Source organism: Bradyrhizobium sp. LMTR 3 (genome assembly GCF_001693485.1).
GTDB lineage: Bacteria > Pseudomonadota > Alphaproteobacteria > Rhizobiales > Xanthobacteraceae > Bradyrhizobium.
Genome location: NZ_MAXC01000046.1, coordinates 322,023 through 338,824 on the forward strand (window position 1 = coordinate 322,023; position 16,802 = coordinate 338,824).

13 protein-coding genes are annotated in these 16,802 nt (G+C 60.0%); 5 read left to right on the plus strand and 8 right to left on the minus strand.

The genetic code is table 11. From position 1 onward, the window contains the following. From LMTR3_RS27670 to LMTR3_RS27690, 6 genes are all read right to left on the minus strand, one after another. Nucleotides 1–666 carry a ParA family protein gene (locus LMTR3_RS27670; protein ID WP_084029843.1) on the minus strand — a complete coding sequence of 222 codons (666 nt, stop codon included), beginning with the start codon at nucleotides 664–666 and terminating at the stop codon, nucleotides 1–3. A 480-nt stretch (nucleotides 667–1,146) separates the two neighbouring features. After that, nucleotides 1,147–1,368 (minus strand): hypothetical protein, encoded by a 222-nt coding sequence (locus tag LMTR3_RS27675; RefSeq protein WP_065748136.1) that lies wholly within the window; start codon nucleotides 1,366–1,368, stop codon nucleotides 1,147–1,149. 789 nt (nucleotides 1,369–2,157) lie between these two features. Further along, entirely contained in the window at nucleotides 2,158–3,066 is a 909-nt protein-coding gene (locus LMTR3_RS27680) for a replication initiation protein (RefSeq protein WP_176722002.1), read from the minus strand. A gap of 256 nt (nucleotides 3,067–3,322) precedes the next feature. Next, nucleotides 3,323–4,714 (minus strand): AAA family ATPase, encoded by a 1,392-nt coding sequence (locus LMTR3_RS27685; protein WP_176722003.1) that lies wholly within the window; start codon nucleotides 4,712–4,714, stop codon nucleotides 3,323–3,325. Next, nucleotides 4,698–4,958, minus strand: a complete 261-nt coding sequence (locus tag LMTR3_RS36865) for a helix-turn-helix transcriptional regulator (protein WP_084029845.1) — start codon at nucleotides 4,956–4,958, stop codon at nucleotides 4,698–4,700. Before LMTR3_RS36865 ends, LMTR3_RS27685 begins: the two co-directional genes overlap by 17 nt. A 68-nt stretch (nucleotides 4,959–5,026) precedes the next feature. Beyond that, nucleotides 5,027–6,220 (minus strand): hypothetical protein, encoded by a 1,194-nt coding sequence (locus LMTR3_RS27690; RefSeq protein WP_141686838.1) that lies wholly within the window; start codon nucleotides 6,218–6,220, stop codon nucleotides 5,027–5,029. 673 nt (nucleotides 6,221–6,893) lie between these two features. Here LMTR3_RS27690 and LMTR3_RS27695 point away from each other — a divergent pair. From LMTR3_RS27695 to LMTR3_RS27705, 3 genes are all read left to right on the plus strand, one after another. Then, nucleotides 6,894–7,268, plus strand: a complete 375-nt coding sequence (locus LMTR3_RS27695) for a YbaN family protein (protein WP_065748139.1) — start codon at nucleotides 6,894–6,896, stop codon at nucleotides 7,266–7,268. Between the two features lie 323 nt (nucleotides 7,269–7,591). Beyond that, the gene (locus LMTR3_RS27700) at nucleotides 7,592–9,958 is read left to right on the plus strand and encodes an ABC transporter substrate-binding protein (protein ID WP_245320013.1); all 2,367 of its coding nucleotides are present in this window, start codon (nucleotides 7,592–7,594) and stop codon (nucleotides 9,956–9,958) included. A gap of 271 nt (nucleotides 9,959–10,229) precedes the next feature. Beyond that, on the plus strand, nucleotides 10,230–11,456 hold the full coding sequence (locus LMTR3_RS27705) for a CaiB/BaiF CoA transferase family protein (RefSeq protein ID WP_065748140.1): 1,227 nt from the start codon (nucleotides 10,230–10,232) through the stop codon (nucleotides 11,454–11,456). Between the two features lie 161 nt (nucleotides 11,457–11,617). On the opposite strand, the gene LMTR3_RS27710 is transcribed toward LMTR3_RS27705, so the two are convergent. Then, nucleotides 11,618–11,944, minus strand: a complete 327-nt coding sequence (locus tag LMTR3_RS27710; RefSeq protein WP_065748259.1) for a hypothetical protein — start codon at nucleotides 11,942–11,944, stop codon at nucleotides 11,618–11,620. A gap of 442 nt (nucleotides 11,945–12,386) precedes the next feature. On the opposite strand from LMTR3_RS27710, the gene LMTR3_RS27715 reads away from it, so the two are divergent. Beyond that, nucleotides 12,387–13,697: a CAP domain-containing protein gene (locus tag LMTR3_RS27715; RefSeq protein ID WP_065748141.1), complete on the plus strand. Its 1,311-nt coding sequence runs from the start codon at nucleotides 12,387–12,389 to the stop codon at nucleotides 13,695–13,697. Between the two features lie 838 nt (nucleotides 13,698–14,535). Here LMTR3_RS27715 and LMTR3_RS27720 read toward each other — a convergent pair. Then, on the minus strand, nucleotides 14,536–15,228 hold the full coding sequence (locus tag LMTR3_RS27720; RefSeq protein WP_065748142.1) for a TetR/AcrR family transcriptional regulator: 693 nt from the start codon (nucleotides 15,226–15,228) through the stop codon (nucleotides 14,536–14,538). A gap of 306 nt (nucleotides 15,229–15,534) precedes the next feature. Between LMTR3_RS27720 and LMTR3_RS27725 the strand changes: the two genes are divergently transcribed. After that, entirely contained in the window at nucleotides 15,535–16,767 is a 1,233-nt protein-coding gene (locus LMTR3_RS27725; protein ID WP_065748143.1) for an acyl-CoA dehydrogenase family protein, read from the plus strand. The last annotated feature ends 35 nt before the right edge of the window (nucleotides 16,768–16,802 follow it).

Here is a 16,802-nt window from a genome sequence, read left to right on the forward strand (position 1 = left end):
TCAACCTGCCTTCCGCAATGCAGCCGGCTCGGCCGCGATGGCCCGGATTTCCGCGAGCAGCGCCGCGATCTCGGCGCCGGCTCCCTTCTCCGGCTCGGTGACCGTCGGCGGGCGGCCGTTCAGGAACATCTCGCGGTAGGCGGAACGCTCCACGAGTGCCGTGCGGAACAGCGGAAGGCCGTGACGTTCAAGTTCATCATAGGCGTAGGTCGTCACGCGCGTCCGCAACGGAAAGATTTTGGTCAGCAACAGACGATACGGAATCTTCCGGCCTGTGGTATCGCCGACGTCCCGGATATCGCCGACAACAACCAAGGCTTCGCGCAGATCGGGTTCCGATGCTTGCGCAGGTATTATGACAAGATCAGATCGGGCCAGCGCCTTGAACAGCGTGACCTCCCTCGTCCCGGGCAGATCGATGCAGATGTGGTCAAAGTCGCCGGACGCCTCGCTGTCGCGGAAGAAGCCGCCGAATTTCTGCGGATCGGTCGGAACGACGGTCAGATTATCGAGCGGCGAGCGGCGCGCCCAACGGTCGAGCGTGCGGTTCTGGTCAAGGTCAATCAGAAGAACACGGCTGCCTTCGATGGCCATGGCTGCGGCAATCGCGGCGCATGTGGTCGATTTGCCGACGCCGCCTTTCGATGATGCAAATGTCAAGATCATGCAAAGCCTCAAATATGGATTTGGGTAAAAATGAAATTGGGGAATCCCGTGCAATGACTTCAAGGATACGGGATTCGTTCATTCCTCCAAGCGTGACTTTGAGCAACTGCTGAACTGCATGAGTGTGCAAATACGTATTTGTGCAATGGCCCAACACAACAACAGGACAAATCCACAAACATGGACTTGCGCAATTGCACGGCCAGACTGAAAAGAATCCGGACGGTGACATCCACGTTGCCAGGCGGTTCAAATCTGTGGTGTCGTTCGATGAACAAGTGAATCTTTGGGCAAGTGCGCAAACCAGCATTTGCAGGCGTGCGCCTGTCACCATGGTCTTTGGAGCCATACGTCGCGAGCTAGTGAGCCCGAATAATCCTCAAATCCCCAACTGTGGATTTGCGCGAATTGCCTTGCGTGCCGGTTGGGACGAATCGTGTCGCGTGACCCGTCTGCAAAGGTGAGAGATTGGGCGGCGACTCACTTTTGGCGGCGGATTGCCTCGCGTAGGAGGCGGGCGTCGTCGGCCTCGTCACGTTCAAGGAGAATGATGCGCCCGTCGGCCGGAACGGCATCGAGAATGACAGTCAGGCCCGCGCCGGTCTCGTGCGGATAGGCGCGGCCAATCCGCGTCCAGGCCGCTTTCTTGCTGCGGGCAGAGCGTTTGACGGCGTAGGCGATGAGAACGGGGTCGTCGGTCACAGGTGTAAAGCGTGGCGATCCGGCGCGGAAGCGTCAAGCTTGCGTTGCAAAGGTGAGAGATTGGGCGGCGCCGCGATGCGCATTAAAGAGTCGCCGCCTGTATCGCGACGTCTATGTGTTTCCGGTGTGGGTGCGGGGAGGGTAGCAGGCGGTCTGCTTCAGCCGCATCAGACGCGGCCCCATTGGCGCCTGCGGTCCATCCACGAGGCCAATCTCGGGCGGCCCGACGGTTGGTTCCACACGCACTAACCCGCCAAGCCCCTTTTTCAGCCTCTCCGTTGCGCCATGGGTCGTGAGTGAGCGATGCAATCTCGGCTCTCATCCTTACATGTGTTATCCGCGTTAGCGGATTCCATTGTTATGAGGAGCGGCGAAGCGAACGCTTGCGTGAGCGTAGGGTGAGGGGGCCAATGCTTGTGACCGCATTTGCGGTCACTCCATCGTTTGCGAGCGACCAGCGAGCCTTATGTTTGGGCTCACCAAGGCAGTCGCCGGGACATTCTCTTAATTCTAGATTCAAGGATTCAGATTCAGCGCCCGGATTTGATCGGTAAATCAATACGTTCCGGCTCGAATTGTGAGGGAAGGGGCGAGTTAGGTGAGATTTTGGGCGGAGTCGCGTGAAGAAACGGGCGGAGTCGCGTGAGAAATCGGGCGGCGTGCGGTGAGGAAAGGGGCGTTCGGTATCTGCGGGAATTGCGAAGAGTGAGTTTTTGGGCGGCCTTAGTTTCAAAGCGCGCATACACAGGCATTCCGCCGAGTCGAAAGGTGAGGAATTGGGCGTCGTTGTCAGACGGGCTCTTCATCGAAGCTGATGACCTCGACACGGCCGGTCCACCGCGCGGCGCGTCCGATACGACTTTTTTCGCGTTCATCATGCGCTTGCCGGAGGTCGGCGGGAGATTTCTTGAACCAGGCCATGTGCAGCTTTTCGACGGCCCGGCCACGTTTGACGGCGGCTATCTGCACGACGAAGTCGGTTAGGTGATTGACCTCTCCCAATGCCGGCTTCAGGCAATACTTGTTGAAATCCGCGTAGCGGTCGAGTTTTCCTTCCTGCACGCCAAGCATGGATCGGAACTCGTCAATCGTGAACTCTTCATGTTGTTTGTTGAGCCCGATGCGGCGTTCGACCATCTCGTAAAGCCGTATCGAATATTTTGAGCGCAGGGCATACATGATGTGTGACTTGATCGTCGCCCAGGCCTTGCTCTGCGCAATGACGGCCAGAAGATCGGGCGGGAAGGTGTAGTAGAAATATCCGTCGTCCTGGTCCTCTTCCTTATTGCTGCCGAGCAAATGGACGCGGAACGTCGCCATGGCCCCGGTTTGCTGGTCGCGCGCGCGGATCTTGGCCCAGGCGCCCATGAGCTTGTCGAACGCGTCGTGAAGGCGATCGTTGCTTTCGTGGCTGCCGCGAAGGCTCGCCTTGAGAACCTTGTGGACCGGCGTCGTGCGAATATTATTCCAAGCATGCGCAAGGAGCTGATTGTATAAAATCGTTTCACTGCGGTTCAGCGGCGTCAATTCGATGATATCGACTAGCTCGCGCGGCTTGATGATACGGCCGACATGGCCCGGATCGAGCGGTTGGCCGGAGACCTTGATATCGGTTGCGTAAAGGTGAGCTCCGGTTCTGACTGGCGCGGGCTTCTCTACTTCATCATCATCAAGGGTCGTAACGGTCGTCGAATTCACATCAAAAGCGTGCAGATCGGAAGTGAGTCAGTCAATAGATAAACTCACTGCTCGTCCGCGCTTGCGCTCACGCGCCCAATTCCTCACCGTTCGATTGCCCCGAAGGCGAGGAATTCTGCGGTGCGAATCCGAGGCCGCCCAGAATCTCACTTTTCGACCTATCGGCGGGGATGTTTATCATAGCATGGTCGATAGAGGCGAGATCGCCCTCGGTCAGAGTGAGTCAGTCAACGACTCACTCATTCGCTCAGTCACATCATTGGATGCCGACGGGCTCGGTATGAGGGAAATTCAGAGCCGCCAGCATGTCTGCCTTGCTGTGCGTCTCTGCGACCTTTTCCATGGTGCGATCGATATGGGCAAATTCGGAACCTTGGAGAGCGCCACGTTCAATCAACGCATAGGCAATCATCGCCACGAACACGGCATGATGCCGTACCTGCGCAACCGCAGCCTGATACGCTTCGCCAAGCCACGCGTCTGCCTCGACACCACACGTCGTTTCAACCAGACCCGGCGCGCCGTTAGGGGCGTACCAGAACAGATGGCCTTGTGCAGACATACCACGCCGCGCGATCCCTTCGAGTGCCATGCGCGAGGCCCGCGCCAAGTCGGAGTTCTCCGTGCCGCCAGCGCCGCCCGTCACCTGACCCAGCAGGACCTCCTCGGCCGCGCGGCCGGCCAGCAGGACAATCATTTCCGCTTCGATCTCTTCACGCGATTTCAAAGCGCCATCGTGATCGATCGACCGCGCCGCGGCAGCGGAGGCCAGGGAAACGACAATCTCACTATCGGGTTTTTGCCGGTAGGCGATAGCAGCGTGGCCAGCCTCGTGCACGGCGATAACACGCCGCTGTGCGGGCGAGAGCTTAAGAAGCTCTTCGGTGATGGCCAATTCAAGATGCTCATCCGAAAGCGGCATTTTGCGTGCGCGTGCAATGCGCCTGGCCTTGCGAACCATCTTGGCGATGTCAGCGCCACTCTTGCCGACACAGAGCAACGCGAGGCGATCAATGTCGCTGCACCGGTGTGCGTCCGCGCCAAGGCAATAGCGCACGATGCCTGCCAGATCGTTTGGCGAAGGCAGCGGCACCTCTATCGCTTGATCTAGCCGGCCAGAGCGCATCAACGCGGGATCAAGATTGGAGATGTCATTGCACGCAGCTATCACCACGACACCGCGAGAAGAGCCCACTTCGGTCAGGAGCGCGTTCGTCAGAAGTGTGAAGACGGCAGCATTGTGCGCGCCATATCCACGTCGCGGGAACGAGTCGATCTCATCGATAAAAACGATGCAGGGCGCGTTCTTGCGTGCGACCTCGAAGGTCTCCTTGATCTGACTGATCGTATCAGTGCTGCTTTCGCCCTTGGTCCACGCGGCATAAGACGTCGCGATAAAACCAACCTGACAGTGCGCTGCTATCGCGCGTGCGACCGTGGTCTTGCCGGTTCCTGGAGGGCCGTAAAACAGGCACCCCGGATCAATGTCAGACCACCGGATCTTGCCTCCCTTATAGTCTTTCAGGTCGAGCGAAAGGCTTTCACCAAACTGACGGGCCGCATCCATGCCGAACAGATCGGTGAGGCGAGGGCTGGTCGGCTTTTCAACGGCGACAGCAAGTTGAACAGTGTCAACGGGCGCGGACATGCTGGCCTCCATAAGCTGACGAAGGCGATCCGTTAGCAGGTCCCAAGCGTGATTGGTCAATTCGGTCCTTCAGCCAGTCGTGAATCTCCGATTGAACCCATCCCACCCGGCCGTTCGGGGTTAGTTTGACGCGGCGGGGAAACTGGCCGGCCTTTTCGAGCCGGTCCAGATGCTGACGGCTGTATCGAACACCCAACTTGTATAGATCGGCGGCGTGCAGAAGGCAGACAGAAGACGCGTCCATGGCAGAACTCCATCCCTTGCTGTCGCAAAGTTAGGATCCGCTATGGATTATGTCAACAACCAATTTGGTTATTTAATCTCGTTGCCACGATACGTTCTGCCGGCAATAATGTAGGAGAGCCGGTGCCGCTCCTCGTCATCAATGCTCCCGGGATGCATCCTGAGTTGCCGAACCCTGCGTGCATTCCAGTCTTCGACCGAGGGAAGGTCCACATCCGGCGGAATACGGTTTTGCTTTCCCGTTTCGGGATCGATTCTTCGAAGCCATTGGTGAAGCGCATCATAGCAGCTCTTGTCGCAAGCCTTGAGATCAGCCTGTGTGAACCCGCGGCCCAAACGATCGCTGTAAACGGTCCGAATGAAGCTGACTGGGGTCTGCTTAAGTGAGCGGTCCCGAGCAGGCCATTTTTGCTTCGGTGCTTTGCGACGGGCCTTCTCGCTCAACACTTCGGAGGAAGGAAGGATGGGAAAGGCGAGCGGGGCGTTGCCAGAGGATGAGGAGGCATCTGAGAACGACAACCCCAACTCGATTCTGAGCATCTTCGAAATCTGGGCGCGGTCCGGCTCCTCCAGTGACTTGATGTCTTCTGCAAGTTCGGCCGCTTTTTGCGCGACGATTTCAAATCTGCTTCTTGGCTCCTGCAATGCGCCTTCAGAGAAAGAGTTCTCATAGATTGTATCGAAAGTAGAAATCGACCGCGAGAAGATTTCAGCAAAGCCCAAGAGGTAGTCCATGCGCTCCAGCTCGTGGTCTGGCATGTCGCCTAGGGCAGCCTCAAGGTGCTCTTGGGACTGTTTTGCTCTTTTCCAGGTTTCGTGAACTTGCGTGCTGTACTTGATCGACAAGGCGGGCAGGGAAGCCGCCGCATCGTCGATCTTGCTCCCCAGCCGTTGGATAACATCAGCGGAAATCTGATTCTTGTTAGTCTGCGCAAGTAGCCGGTCGAACTCATCTAATGCCGCATTCCACAATCGCATAGACTGCTCGACCGCAGGGTTCTGCGCAGATTCATCGGAACGAGTTCGCCACCACCCCCCGCGTCTCTCTTCTAGGTAATCAGTCGCGTTCGGCTCGGCAGCTTGGCCGCGCCGCGTAGCGGGCGACTGAGCGCCGCTGCGTTGTCTGTCAGTAGATTTGCGCGGCGGCTCCTGCAATCTGCCCTTAGGCGAGGAAGATTGTTCTACATTGTTACCATGCATAGTCTCCAACTTCGCAGTTAAACGCGAGAAATTTTCTTCTAACGCGCCGAGGAGTACTTGCACGGACTCTATGTCCGTGTCGGCTCTTAGCGAGGCCGCAATCGAGCGCGCTTGGGACGAACGGCGGAGCAGTCTCACCAAACGATCGGTAGGGACAGGCTCATTCGGTTCTAAATTGATGATCGCTGCTAAGATGTTGTTGTATCGGACGACCCCAGAACCCGGAATAGAGCCTATCTTAGCGCCGTGTAGCACCATGTCCGATCTCTGGAGCGCGTCCGTACAGTGAGCTTCGAACGCGCGCGCAGAAACGACCTTGCGCCCACCGGCTGCTACAGGAGTCCCGCCGCCCTCGGCGGGCTTGGAAGCACCGGAATGGCTTGTTTTCTGGTCGGTTGGCATCGGCTAAGATTTGAGTGGCCTAGTGGCAGACATGGAACCGAAGATTCGTACTAGAATAGGGGGGTTTTGCCTTGAGGGATATGATCCCTCTGAACGGTGTAGATTTGGGGCGTATTGCTGGTCCCAGAGCAGCTATTGGAGCCGAAAAAGAGCCAAATCAGGCTAAGTACATGTTTTTTCTTGCATTGAAACAGCCTTCCAAGCTGAATACGAGGGTTCGATTCCCTTCACCCGCTCCATTTCATTGCCTGCCGCGAACAAGCTGATGCCCAGCCATGGCGTCGGCGGGAAGCGAGCGGTCTTTGTTTGACGAGACGGACAGGCGGCAGGTCTGATGCGCATCATCTACTTCAGCCTCGGTTGGGTGATGGTTGCGCTCGGCGTGATCGGCCTGGTGATGCCGCTGATGCCGGGAACGGTTTTCCTGATCGTTGCAGTGGCGTGTTTTGCGCGCTCGTCGCCGCGGTTCGAGGCATGGTTGCTGGATCATCCGACATTTGGCAAACCGCTGCGGGATTGGCGCGCCGCCGGAGCCATCCCGCGGACGGCCAAGGCCATGGCTTGCGTGGGAATGACGATCGGGTTTCTCGTGTTCTGGTACAGCGTCGACCCGTCATTGCCGCTTGCCGTAGGTGTGGCGATCATGTTCCTTGCCTGTGCCGCCTACGTCGTTTCGCGGCCGGCGATGGCCGATGGGAGCGGCATCTAGCGGGTTCTGGTTCGATTCCCTTCACCGCTCCGTCGGTCAAAATTTAATCAAGATTGTCCCTGACAGCGTATCCGCAAGGTGATGCGCCGCAGGCATCTGTGGCTACACGGACACGCGCTGATTGCGCGTGTGGTGAGTTAACGGCAATTCCGTGCATTTCTTGGGCAAAAATACGCGCTCGGTAACCATGCCTTACGGAACGCCTGGACTCGCCACAAAATCAATCCGATTGAGACACAATGTCGGCGAGTAGGGTTGAAACGGTGCCCGCTCGCATCACGCGCTTATTATTTTGCAGAGTATGGGCTCACAGGGGGACTGTAATGGGAGCTATCGGCATCACTCGTTGGCGGATGGAACAATTGTCCTGGGTTTCGGCCTGCGACGCCATGCGCCGGCTCAACATTATCCCTCGGCGCAATGCGGCAGCGGCGCTGGTGCTGGCCGCGATGGCCGGCTCGATGATGAGCGATCAGGCGTACGCGGCGCCTCCGGGCAGCAATGAAATCCGGATCGGCAACACCGCCCCCTATACCGGTCCGGCTTCCGCCTACGGCGTCATCGCCAAGGTCATCTCGGCCTATCTGGACAAGGTCAACGCCGAGGGTGGCATCAATGGCCGCAAGGTCAATATGATCACCTATGACGACGCCTATGACCCCAACAAAACCATGGAGATGACCCGCAAGCTCGTCGAGGACGACCAGGTTCTCTTCACCCTGGGGACCATCGGTACGAACACCAACGCGGCGATCCAGCCCTATTTGAACTCAAAGAAAGTCCCGCAGCTTTATGCCTTGTCGGGCGCAGCAGCCTGGGACCAGCCGCGCGAATTTCCCTGGACCATGGGCTTCCTGCCGACCTACACGGCTGAAGCGCAAATTTTTGCGCAGTATATCCTGGAGAACCATCCCCGCAGCCGGATCGCCGTCCTCTATCAGGAGGATGGCATGGGCAAGGAATACCTGAAAGGCCTGAAGGACGGTCTGAGCGGCAAGGTCGCGATCGTAGCCGAGGCTCCCTACAAGGTCACCGACACCAATATCGATGCGCAGATGGCCAAGCTGAAGGCGTCCAATGCCGACGTCTTCATTGAGTTCACCACGCCGAAATTCGCCATCATGGCGATCCGGCGAAGCGTCGAGCTCGGCTGGCGGCCGCACCATTTCGTGGCGTCGATCGCCAATTCGTACTCGGCCGTGATTCAGCCGGCGGGCCCGCAAAATGCGGAAGGCCTGTTGTCGGCGGCATACAGGCTGGAGGGCGAAGACGCGGCGGCGGCCGGTGACGTGGCGTTCCGCGAGTGGAGCGCCTTCATGCAGCGTTATGTCCCGAGCGTGAGCAAGACCAACGGCCAGGCCGTCCTCGGCTATCTGGTCAGCAGGACCCTGGTCGAGGTGCTCAAGAACTGCGGCGACGATCTCTCGCGCGAAAACATCATGAAGCAGGCCCGCGCGATCAAGGGTGTCCAGCTTCCCATGATGGTACAGGGCATCCTGATCAACACCAGCCCGTACGACCACGCGCCGATCGAGCAGATGCGGATGATGCGCTTTACCAATGGCAATTGGCAGCACTTCGGCCCGGTGCGAAGCGGCATCGATCCGGGCGCGGTCAGCGATTCCTTCAAGACGATCTTCAAGTACGGCACCGCCACCAAGCGCGACCTGGCCAACCAGCTCAACGCCAATACGGTGAGCTTGATGACCGGCTCGTTCGGCTCGACCTACGCGCAGGTCGGCGCCGATCTCGCCTCCGTGCTCGACAACGGCACGGCGTTGCGCATCCTCCCGGTGATGGGCCGTGGCTCGGTGCAGGCGGTGTCGGACATTCTGCTGCTGCGCGGCGTCGACGCCGGCATCGTGCGCAAGGACACGCTCTCCTATCTCGACCGCAAGGACTTCGCCAAGGACATCCGCAACCAGTTCGTCTACGTGGCCAAGATGTTCAACGAGGAAATGCACGTCCTCGCGCCGAGGACGATCACCAACATGCGGGAACTCGACGGCAAGACCGTGGTGGTCGATTTGCCCGACAGCTCGACCTTCGTGACCGCGATCAACGTGTTCGAGCGGCTCGGGATCCGGCCGCATCTGATCTACCAGGAGCCGCGACTGGCGGTGGACATGCTGCGCAAGGGTGAGGTCGACGCAATCGTTGCGATCGAAGGCAAGCCGTTGCAATGGCTGAACCAGGTCAACGATCGCAACCTGCATCTGGTCCCGGTCGATTACGCCAAGACGCTGCAGGAGGAATATCTGCCTTCCAAGCTTTCTTCGACGGACTACCCGGGTCTTGTGCCGGATGGCGGCTACGTCGAGACGGTTGCGGCAGAGGCGGTGCTGGCGTCGTATAACTGGGCGCCGAACAGCGATCGCTACCGCCGCTTGGCGCTGCTGGTGGACACGATGTTCGACAAGGTCGCGCAGTTGCAGCGTCCGCCGTTCCATCCGAAGTGGAGGGAAATGGCGCCGCGGGCGACGGTGGCCGGCTGGACCCGCTTCAAGGCGGCGCAGGAATGGCTCGATCGCAACATGCCTCCGGGCGCGGCCGTATCGGCGGCGTCGGGAGCCGTGCCGGCGCCGGTCGCCGCGCCAGCCGCCGCTGCATTTTCCCCGCAGGAGCGCGATCCGCTATATCGCGAATTCCTTGAGTGGCGTGCCAGCCGCGCCAAGGCCGGCAACCGGTAATTGCGGAAACCAAGGTTGAAGATGGGAGCGGCCCGCCTCGGCGGGCCGTTCTATTTTTGGCAAGGTCCCCCGTTGCCGCCTGGATGCCGTACGATCCCTTCGAGGACTCCAGCCTTGGTTCGCTCCGGCTACGTTGCGCGTCAGCGGGCGGTGAACGGATGGCGTCATGCCGGTAATGCAGGGCTCAGCCGCACAAAATAGTGTATCGGCAAGCATCAAAGCGCCGGACCCTGTTCCCGCGCCACCACGCCAAAATTTTCGGAGGAAGTTCATGTCGGCTCTGCCACTATCGGGCATCAAAATTCTCGACCTGACGCGGGTGCTCGCTGGTCCCTTGTCGGCGCAGATGCTCGCCGATCTCGGCGCCGAGGTGATCAAGATCGAACGTCCCGGCGGCGGCGACGACGCGCGCGCCTTCGGCCCGCCTTACCTCAGGGATCCCGAGGGCAAGCAGAACAATAACAACTCGTTCTACCTCTGCGCCAACCGCAACAAGAAATCCCTTACCGTCAATATCGCCGCCCCGGAGGGCCAGGAGATCATTCGCGAGCTCGCCAAGAGCTGCGACGTGATGATGGAGAATTACAAGGTCGGCGATCTCAAGCGCTACGGGCTCGACTACGAATCGATCAAGGCGATCAATCCCGGCATCATCTATTGCTCGGTGACCGGTTTCGGCCAGACCGGCCCTTACGCGCCGCGCGCCGGTTACGACGCGATCCTGCAGGCAATGGGCGGCTTGATGAGCGTCACCGGCCATATCGACGGCGAGCCCGGCGCCGGCCCGATGAAGGTCGGCCCCTCGATCGTCGACTACATGACCGGCATGAACTCATCGATCGGCATTCTTGCCGCGCTCTATCACCGCAAGGTCAATGGCGGGGAGGGGCAGCATGTCGACGTCTGCCTGTTCGACACCGTGATCGCCGCGCTGTCGCATTACGCGCAGATCTTTCTCGTCAACGGCCAGACCCCGCCGCGGCGCGGCACCTGGGGCAATGGCGGCATGCCGGCCGGCGTGTTCCGCTGCACCGACGGCGAATTGATGCTGGTGGTCGGCAATGACGGCCAGTTCCAGCGCACCTGCGCCGTGCTCGGCGCGCCCGAACTCGCCACCGATCCGCGCTTCGTCAAGAACAACGACCGCGTCGTCCACGGCAAGGAGATCATGGCGATCTTCGCCGGACTGTTTTTGAAGAAGCCGGTGGCCTACTGGCTCGACGAGCTGGAGAAGGCCGGTGTCCCCTCGGGTCCCATCAACGATTTCTCGCAGGTGTTTTCCGATCCGCATGTCCGCTCGCGCGGCATGCAGGTCAAGGTCAACCATCCGCTGCAGTCCGACCTGTCGCTGATCCGCAACGCGATCACGTTCTCCGGCACCCCGGTGAAGGACTATCGCGCTCCGCCGCTGCTCGGCGCGGATACCAAGGACGTGCTGGCGACGATCGGCTACGACGAGGCGAAGGTGGAAGCGCTGAAGGAGAAGAAGATCGTCTGATCTCTCTTCGTCATTCCGGGGCGCGCTCCTTGGCGCGAGCCATGATGTGCAATTGCACATCTGAGAATCCATCCGGCCACACGTTTCGAGGCGAAATAGATTCCGGGCTCGTGCTTCGCACGCCCCGGAATGACGACTGGGAGAGGCTTATTTGCGTCGATTCAGCGCAGGCCCTGCCGGTCGACCAGGATCCGGTGAATCTGGATGAACTCGGGCAGTTCGATCAGAAACTCGGGATCGCGATCGAGATGGTGCACCTTCGTCGGCTTGCCCTTGGTGAAGGCGGTCATCGATTCGAAGTCGGGCCAATAGGAGATGGTCGTGAACCAGCTCTCGTGTTCGCGATCTTCGCGAAACAACTGCACGCCAAGCGCCGTCTTCTCCAGCGGCGGGATTCCTTCGGCTTTGATATAGGCTTCATAGCTATCCGCGATCTCGGGCCGCGGGCGGCCGCGCCAGATGCGGGCGATGGTCGGCTGCGTTGGCATCGGCATTCCTCTCGGTGATCTTCATCGGTAGTGAGGCGTCGACTTGCCTCGAAGCTACAACTGCCGAGTTAGCCCGAGCGTTCCGAACCATCGAGGTGCGCTGGCTTCACCTCGCGCGCGCAGGTGCACCGCGAGAATGTCGCCTCATATTCCGTTGTCATCGCCGCGAAGGCGAGGATCCAATATTCCAGAGACGCTGGTGATAGGACCGATAGGCTGCAGCGTACTGGATACCCCGCCTTCGCAGGGATGACAGTCGAGTGCGCGTCGCTATCTCTCGATGATTGGAACCCGAAGGTTGCTCAATCGCGTATGACCATTCCCATAAATGGTCACGGTTACATCAACGACTGATCACAGTAGGCCAATAGCAGCAAATCAGATCGATCGCGAATGGTCCTTCAGCACATCGTCATCAGTCATCACCTGCGAGGACATCGTCATGGCGCAGCCGAGTAGCTATGAGCAGTATTTGCTTGAACTGATCAATGCCGAGCGTGCCAAGGTGGGCGCTCAGCCGCTTGCCTTCGATGGCGATCTCAACGAGGCCAGTGAAGATCACAGCCAATGGATGATCGGAACAGACACGTTCTCGCATACAGGCTCAGGCGGATCGACCGCGGGTCAGCGCATGACTGCCGCGGGCTATGCGTTCACCGGCTCCTGGAGCTGGGGTGAGAACATCGCGTGGGCGACGACGCGATCGCCCGCCGGGCTGCAGGACGAAGTGCTGCTGCTGCACACAAACCTGATGAATTCGTCCGGCCATCGGGCCAACATCCTCAATGCCAATTATCGCGAAGTCGGCCTTGGCTTCGAGACAGGTGATTACGGCGGCCGCGATAGCGCGTTCATTACCGAGGATTTCGCGAAGTCCGGTTCGAGCGTATATCTCACCGGCGTGGCGTTCGACGATAAGGATGGCGACCGCTTCTACGATGTGGGCGAAGAGCTCGGCGGTCTGACGCTCACCGCCGTGAGCAGCACCGGCGCGACCTACACCACGACAACATACGGCTCCGGCGGCTATGATCTCGCGTTGCCGCCGGCGACCTACACGGTCACGTTCTCAGGGGCGGGCATTCAATCCACCACCATGCAGACGACGATCGGCAGCACGAACGTCAAGCTCGATCTGATCGATCCGGCCACAAGCGGCGTCTCCCAGCCGCCGCCTTCCGAACCGCCGCCACCCGCGTCGAACGTGATCGCCGGTACCGCATCAAGCGAGACGCTCAACGGTACGGCCGGTGCCGACACAATCCAGGGCCTCGGCGGTGACGACCGCCTCTACGGGCAGAGCGGCAACGACCGGCTCGAGGGCGGCTCGGGGCGAGACTACCTATACGGAAGCACGGGAGACGACACACTGCTCGGCGGCGACGGAAGCGATCGTCTCTATGGCGGAGCCGGCCGCGACGTCCTGACTGGCGGCGCGAACCAGGACAGCTTCGTCTTCGATACGAGTCTCGGCGCTTCCAACATCGACAAGATCACGGACTTCTCGACCGTGGACGATACGATCCGGCTGGACAACGCGGTATTCACGGCGTTCGGATGGAACGGCACGATGTCCTCTTCGGCATTCTATGCCGGCGCGGCCGCCCATGATTCGACCGACCGGATCATCTACAACAGCGACACCGGCGCGCTCAGCTACGATCCGGACGGAACAGGCTCGGCGGCCGCAGTCCAGTTCGCGGAGCTCTCGACCAAGCTGGCGCTTACCTCTCAGGATTTCCTGATCGTTTGATCCGGAACGCCTGGATGCCGCAGTTGCGTAGGGTGGGCAAAGGAGCGTTAGCGACGTACCCACCATTCCAGCATCCGGTGCACGCGATGGTGGGCACGCTTCCGCCTTCGCTCGTTGAGCTACGGCGGACGTGGTCGCTTTGCCCACCCTACGAGACCGCCGACTGATTTGCCTCGCGTGCAAGCACAATCTCGAAGTGCCGCTGCGACAAGGTAGCACGACGGGCAAATCACTTCTGATTTTCAGAAATCGTGTCAAGCCCAGGAATCGAAAATATTCCGCTTAACCTGCAGGGCAAATCAGTCGCATAACTCTGCCTGTCTCACCCGATTGAGGGGCGGCTCGCGATCGTCACGAACGTGCGGTGAGATGCGATGGACGCGGAAGGCGCGCTAGACGTACGCGCCGGAGGCGTACGGCGAAGTCGTGTGGTCCTGATGTCGCGGTGCTGGCGTCAAGTTGCGTGAGAATGTTCGCGCAGCGACGGAGGCAAAAGAGCCGTTCTCCGGGGAGAGCACGAAGTAAGCCGTAAAGTCATTGCGCAGGGAAGGCCGGAGTGTTTCCGCTGTACCTGTATGCTCGTGTGCGTTTTCGTTATGCGCAACGGCACACGAGACCGCGGGTGCGGCGCGCACCCGGTCTTCCCTGCGCCCTCTAATTGGAACGAGGGCAAATGAGTTGCAAACCTCGGGCGCCATGTGCCGCGAGATCGCGAATGTGCGTCTATCGTAGGATGGGTAGAGCGAAGCGAAACCCATCATCACGCGCACCGGCATTGATGGGTATCGCTTCGCTCCACCCATCCTACGGGAGCTTTTAGCGCGTTGACGAGTCCGGCTCACAAGTCTTGCCGGGTCAGCCTGCCATGCGGCGGTGCCGGTCGGACGGACGCTTTCCTCGCCGGCGTCTGGCCAGCCGTCAACGCCATCACCGAGACCGAAACCACGCGGTCGACGATGGCATCGACGTCGTTGAGGTCGCATTGTCCTTCCGACAATTTCATCAGCCGCTCTTTTTCCCGGATGGTGTGATGCGACATCGCCAGCGCGAAATGCAGCCCCCAATAGAGCTCGGCGTCGTCGCGGCCGGGCAGCGAGCGGCGCATCGCGGCGATGAATTTCCGCAGATGATCGACCTCGCGGTTCTTGATGCGGCGGATCGGCGGCACCGATTCAATGGATGCGCGGATCATGAAGCGCGCAGCCGTCGAGCCTTCGCGGTCGGGGCCGAGGCAGCCGCGCAGGGTGGGGCCCACCAGCGCGTGCAAAATGGCGTCGATCGGCGCGCGGCCGCCGCCTTGTTCCTCCGCAAGTTTCAACGCGTTGAGCCGCTCGCGGTTGGTGGCAAGGCTGCGGGTGACGAACAACTCCGCGATCAATTCGTCCTTGGAACCGAAGTGATAATTCACCGCAGCGAGATTGACGTTCGCTTCCGCGACGATGTCGCGCAGCGTCACGTCGCCGAAGCCGCGATCGGCGTACAACCGCTCAGCGGCGGCGAGAATGGCAGACCGGGTCCGATCGCTCGACATGGCTACAGCTTCTTTCCGTCATTCCGGGGCGCGCGAACGCGCGAACCCGGAATCTCGCGCCACAATCTCCGGATTCCGGGTTCGACGCTGCCGCGTCGCCCCGGAATGACAGCCACGCAGGAGTTGCAATTCAAACAGTTGTATGAAACTATCGTTTGAAGGGCTGGAAATGTCAACAACGTTTGCGAACGTGTCGCATCTCCAGCCGACCGGACTGTCAGGTTCGCAAAACGGCTTGCCGGCCGTGAGGAGCGGGCAGACAGTGCGGCCAAACGATCTCAGAAGCCGAGAGCCGAGGAGCGTCCCATGAATTTCGATATGTCAGACAAGCAAAAGGAATGGTTGAATCGCGTCCGCGCGTTCATGAACACGCACGTCCGCCCCGCGGTGCCGATCTACAAGCAACAGGACGCGGCGGGCGAGCGCTGGAAGGTGATTCCGATCCTGGAAGATCTGAAGAAGAAGGCGCACGCTGAAGGCCTCTGGAACATGTTCATGCCGCCGTCCTCGCATGAGGATGATGAATTCCGTGGCGCGGGATTGACCAATCTGGAATACGCGCCGCTCTCCGAGGAGATGGGCCGCATCAGTTGGGCGTCCGAAGTCTTCAATTGCTCCGCGCCCGATACCGGCAACATGGAAGTATTCATGCGCTATGCCACCAAGGAGCAGAAGCGCAAATGGCTGCGTCCGCTGATGGACGGCGAAATCCGCTCCGCCTTCCTGATGACCGAGCCAGCGGTTGCATCCTCAGATGCCACCAACATCGAAACCCGCATCGAGAAGGACGGCGATCATTACGTCATCAACGGCCGCAAATGGTGGTCGTCCGGCGTCGGCGATCCCCGCTGCAAAGTCGCGATCCTGATGGGCAAGACCGATCCGAACGCGGCGAAGCACCAGGCGCAGTCGCAGATCATCGTTCCGCTCGATACGCCCGGCATCAAGGTGGAAAAAATGTTGCCGGTGTTCGGCTTCGACGATGCGCCGCATGGCCATGCCCAGGTGCTCTTGGAGAATGTCCGTGTTCCCAAGGAGAACATCCTGCTCGGCGAGGGCAGGGGCTTTGAGATCGCGCAGGGCCGTCTCGGTCCGGGCCGCATCCATCACTGCATGCGCACCATCGGCAAGGCCGAAGAGGCGCTGGAGAAGATGGTGCGCCGGCTGTCGTCGCGCACCGCGTTCGGCAAGAAGATCATCGAGCATTCGGTCTGGGAACAGCGCATCGCGGAAGCCCGCATCGACATCGAGATGAACCGCTTGCTGTGCCTCAAGGCTGCAGACATGATGGACAAGGTCGGTAACAAGACCGCGCAACTCGAGATCGCCATGATCAAGGTGGCGGCGCCGAACATGGCGTTGAAGATCATCGACAACGCGATCCAGGCGTTCGGCGGCGGCGGCGTCTCCGACGACGCTGGCCTTGCGGTGGACTACGCGCACGTGCGCACGCTGCGGCTGGCGGACGGTCCGGACGAGGTGCATAACCGCGCCATTGCCAGACTTGAACTTCGGAAGTATGCAAACGCTACGAACTAACGGGAGGCCATCGATGGCGCTCCCCAAAGTCCAAG

Coding starts and splice junctions, on each gene's coding strand:
- LMTR3_RS27710 (WP_065748259.1), bottom strand. CDS start 11,944: ATGCCAACGCAGCCGACCATCGCCCGCATCTGGCGCGGCCGCCCGCGG.
- LMTR3_RS27715 (WP_065748141.1), top strand. CDS start 12,387: ATGGCGCAGCCGAGTAGCTATGAGCAGTATTTGCTTGAACTGATCAAT.
- LMTR3_RS27685 (WP_176722003.1), bottom strand. CDS start 4,714: ATGTCCGCGCCCGTTGACACTGTTCAACTTGCTGTCGCCGTTGAAAAG.
- LMTR3_RS36865 (WP_084029845.1), bottom strand. CDS start 4,958: ATGGACGCGTCTTCTGTCTGCCTTCTGCACGCCGCCGATCTATACAAG.
- LMTR3_RS27670 (WP_084029843.1), bottom strand. CDS start 666: ATGATCTTGACATTTGCATCATCGAAAGGCGGCGTCGGCAAATCGACC.
- LMTR3_RS27720 (WP_065748142.1), bottom strand. CDS start 15,228: ATGTCGAGCGATCGGACCCGGTCTGCCATTCTCGCCGCCGCTGAGCGG.
- LMTR3_RS27725 (WP_065748143.1), top strand. CDS start 15,535: ATGAATTTCGATATGTCAGACAAGCAAAAGGAATGGTTGAATCGCGTC.
- LMTR3_RS27705 (WP_065748140.1), top strand. CDS start 10,230: ATGTCGGCTCTGCCACTATCGGGCATCAAAATTCTCGACCTGACGCGG.
- LMTR3_RS27695 (WP_065748139.1), top strand. CDS start 6,894: ATGCGCATCATCTACTTCAGCCTCGGTTGGGTGATGGTTGCGCTCGGC.
- LMTR3_RS27700 (WP_245320013.1), top strand. CDS start 7,592: ATGGGAGCTATCGGCATCACTCGTTGGCGGATGGAACAATTGTCCTGG.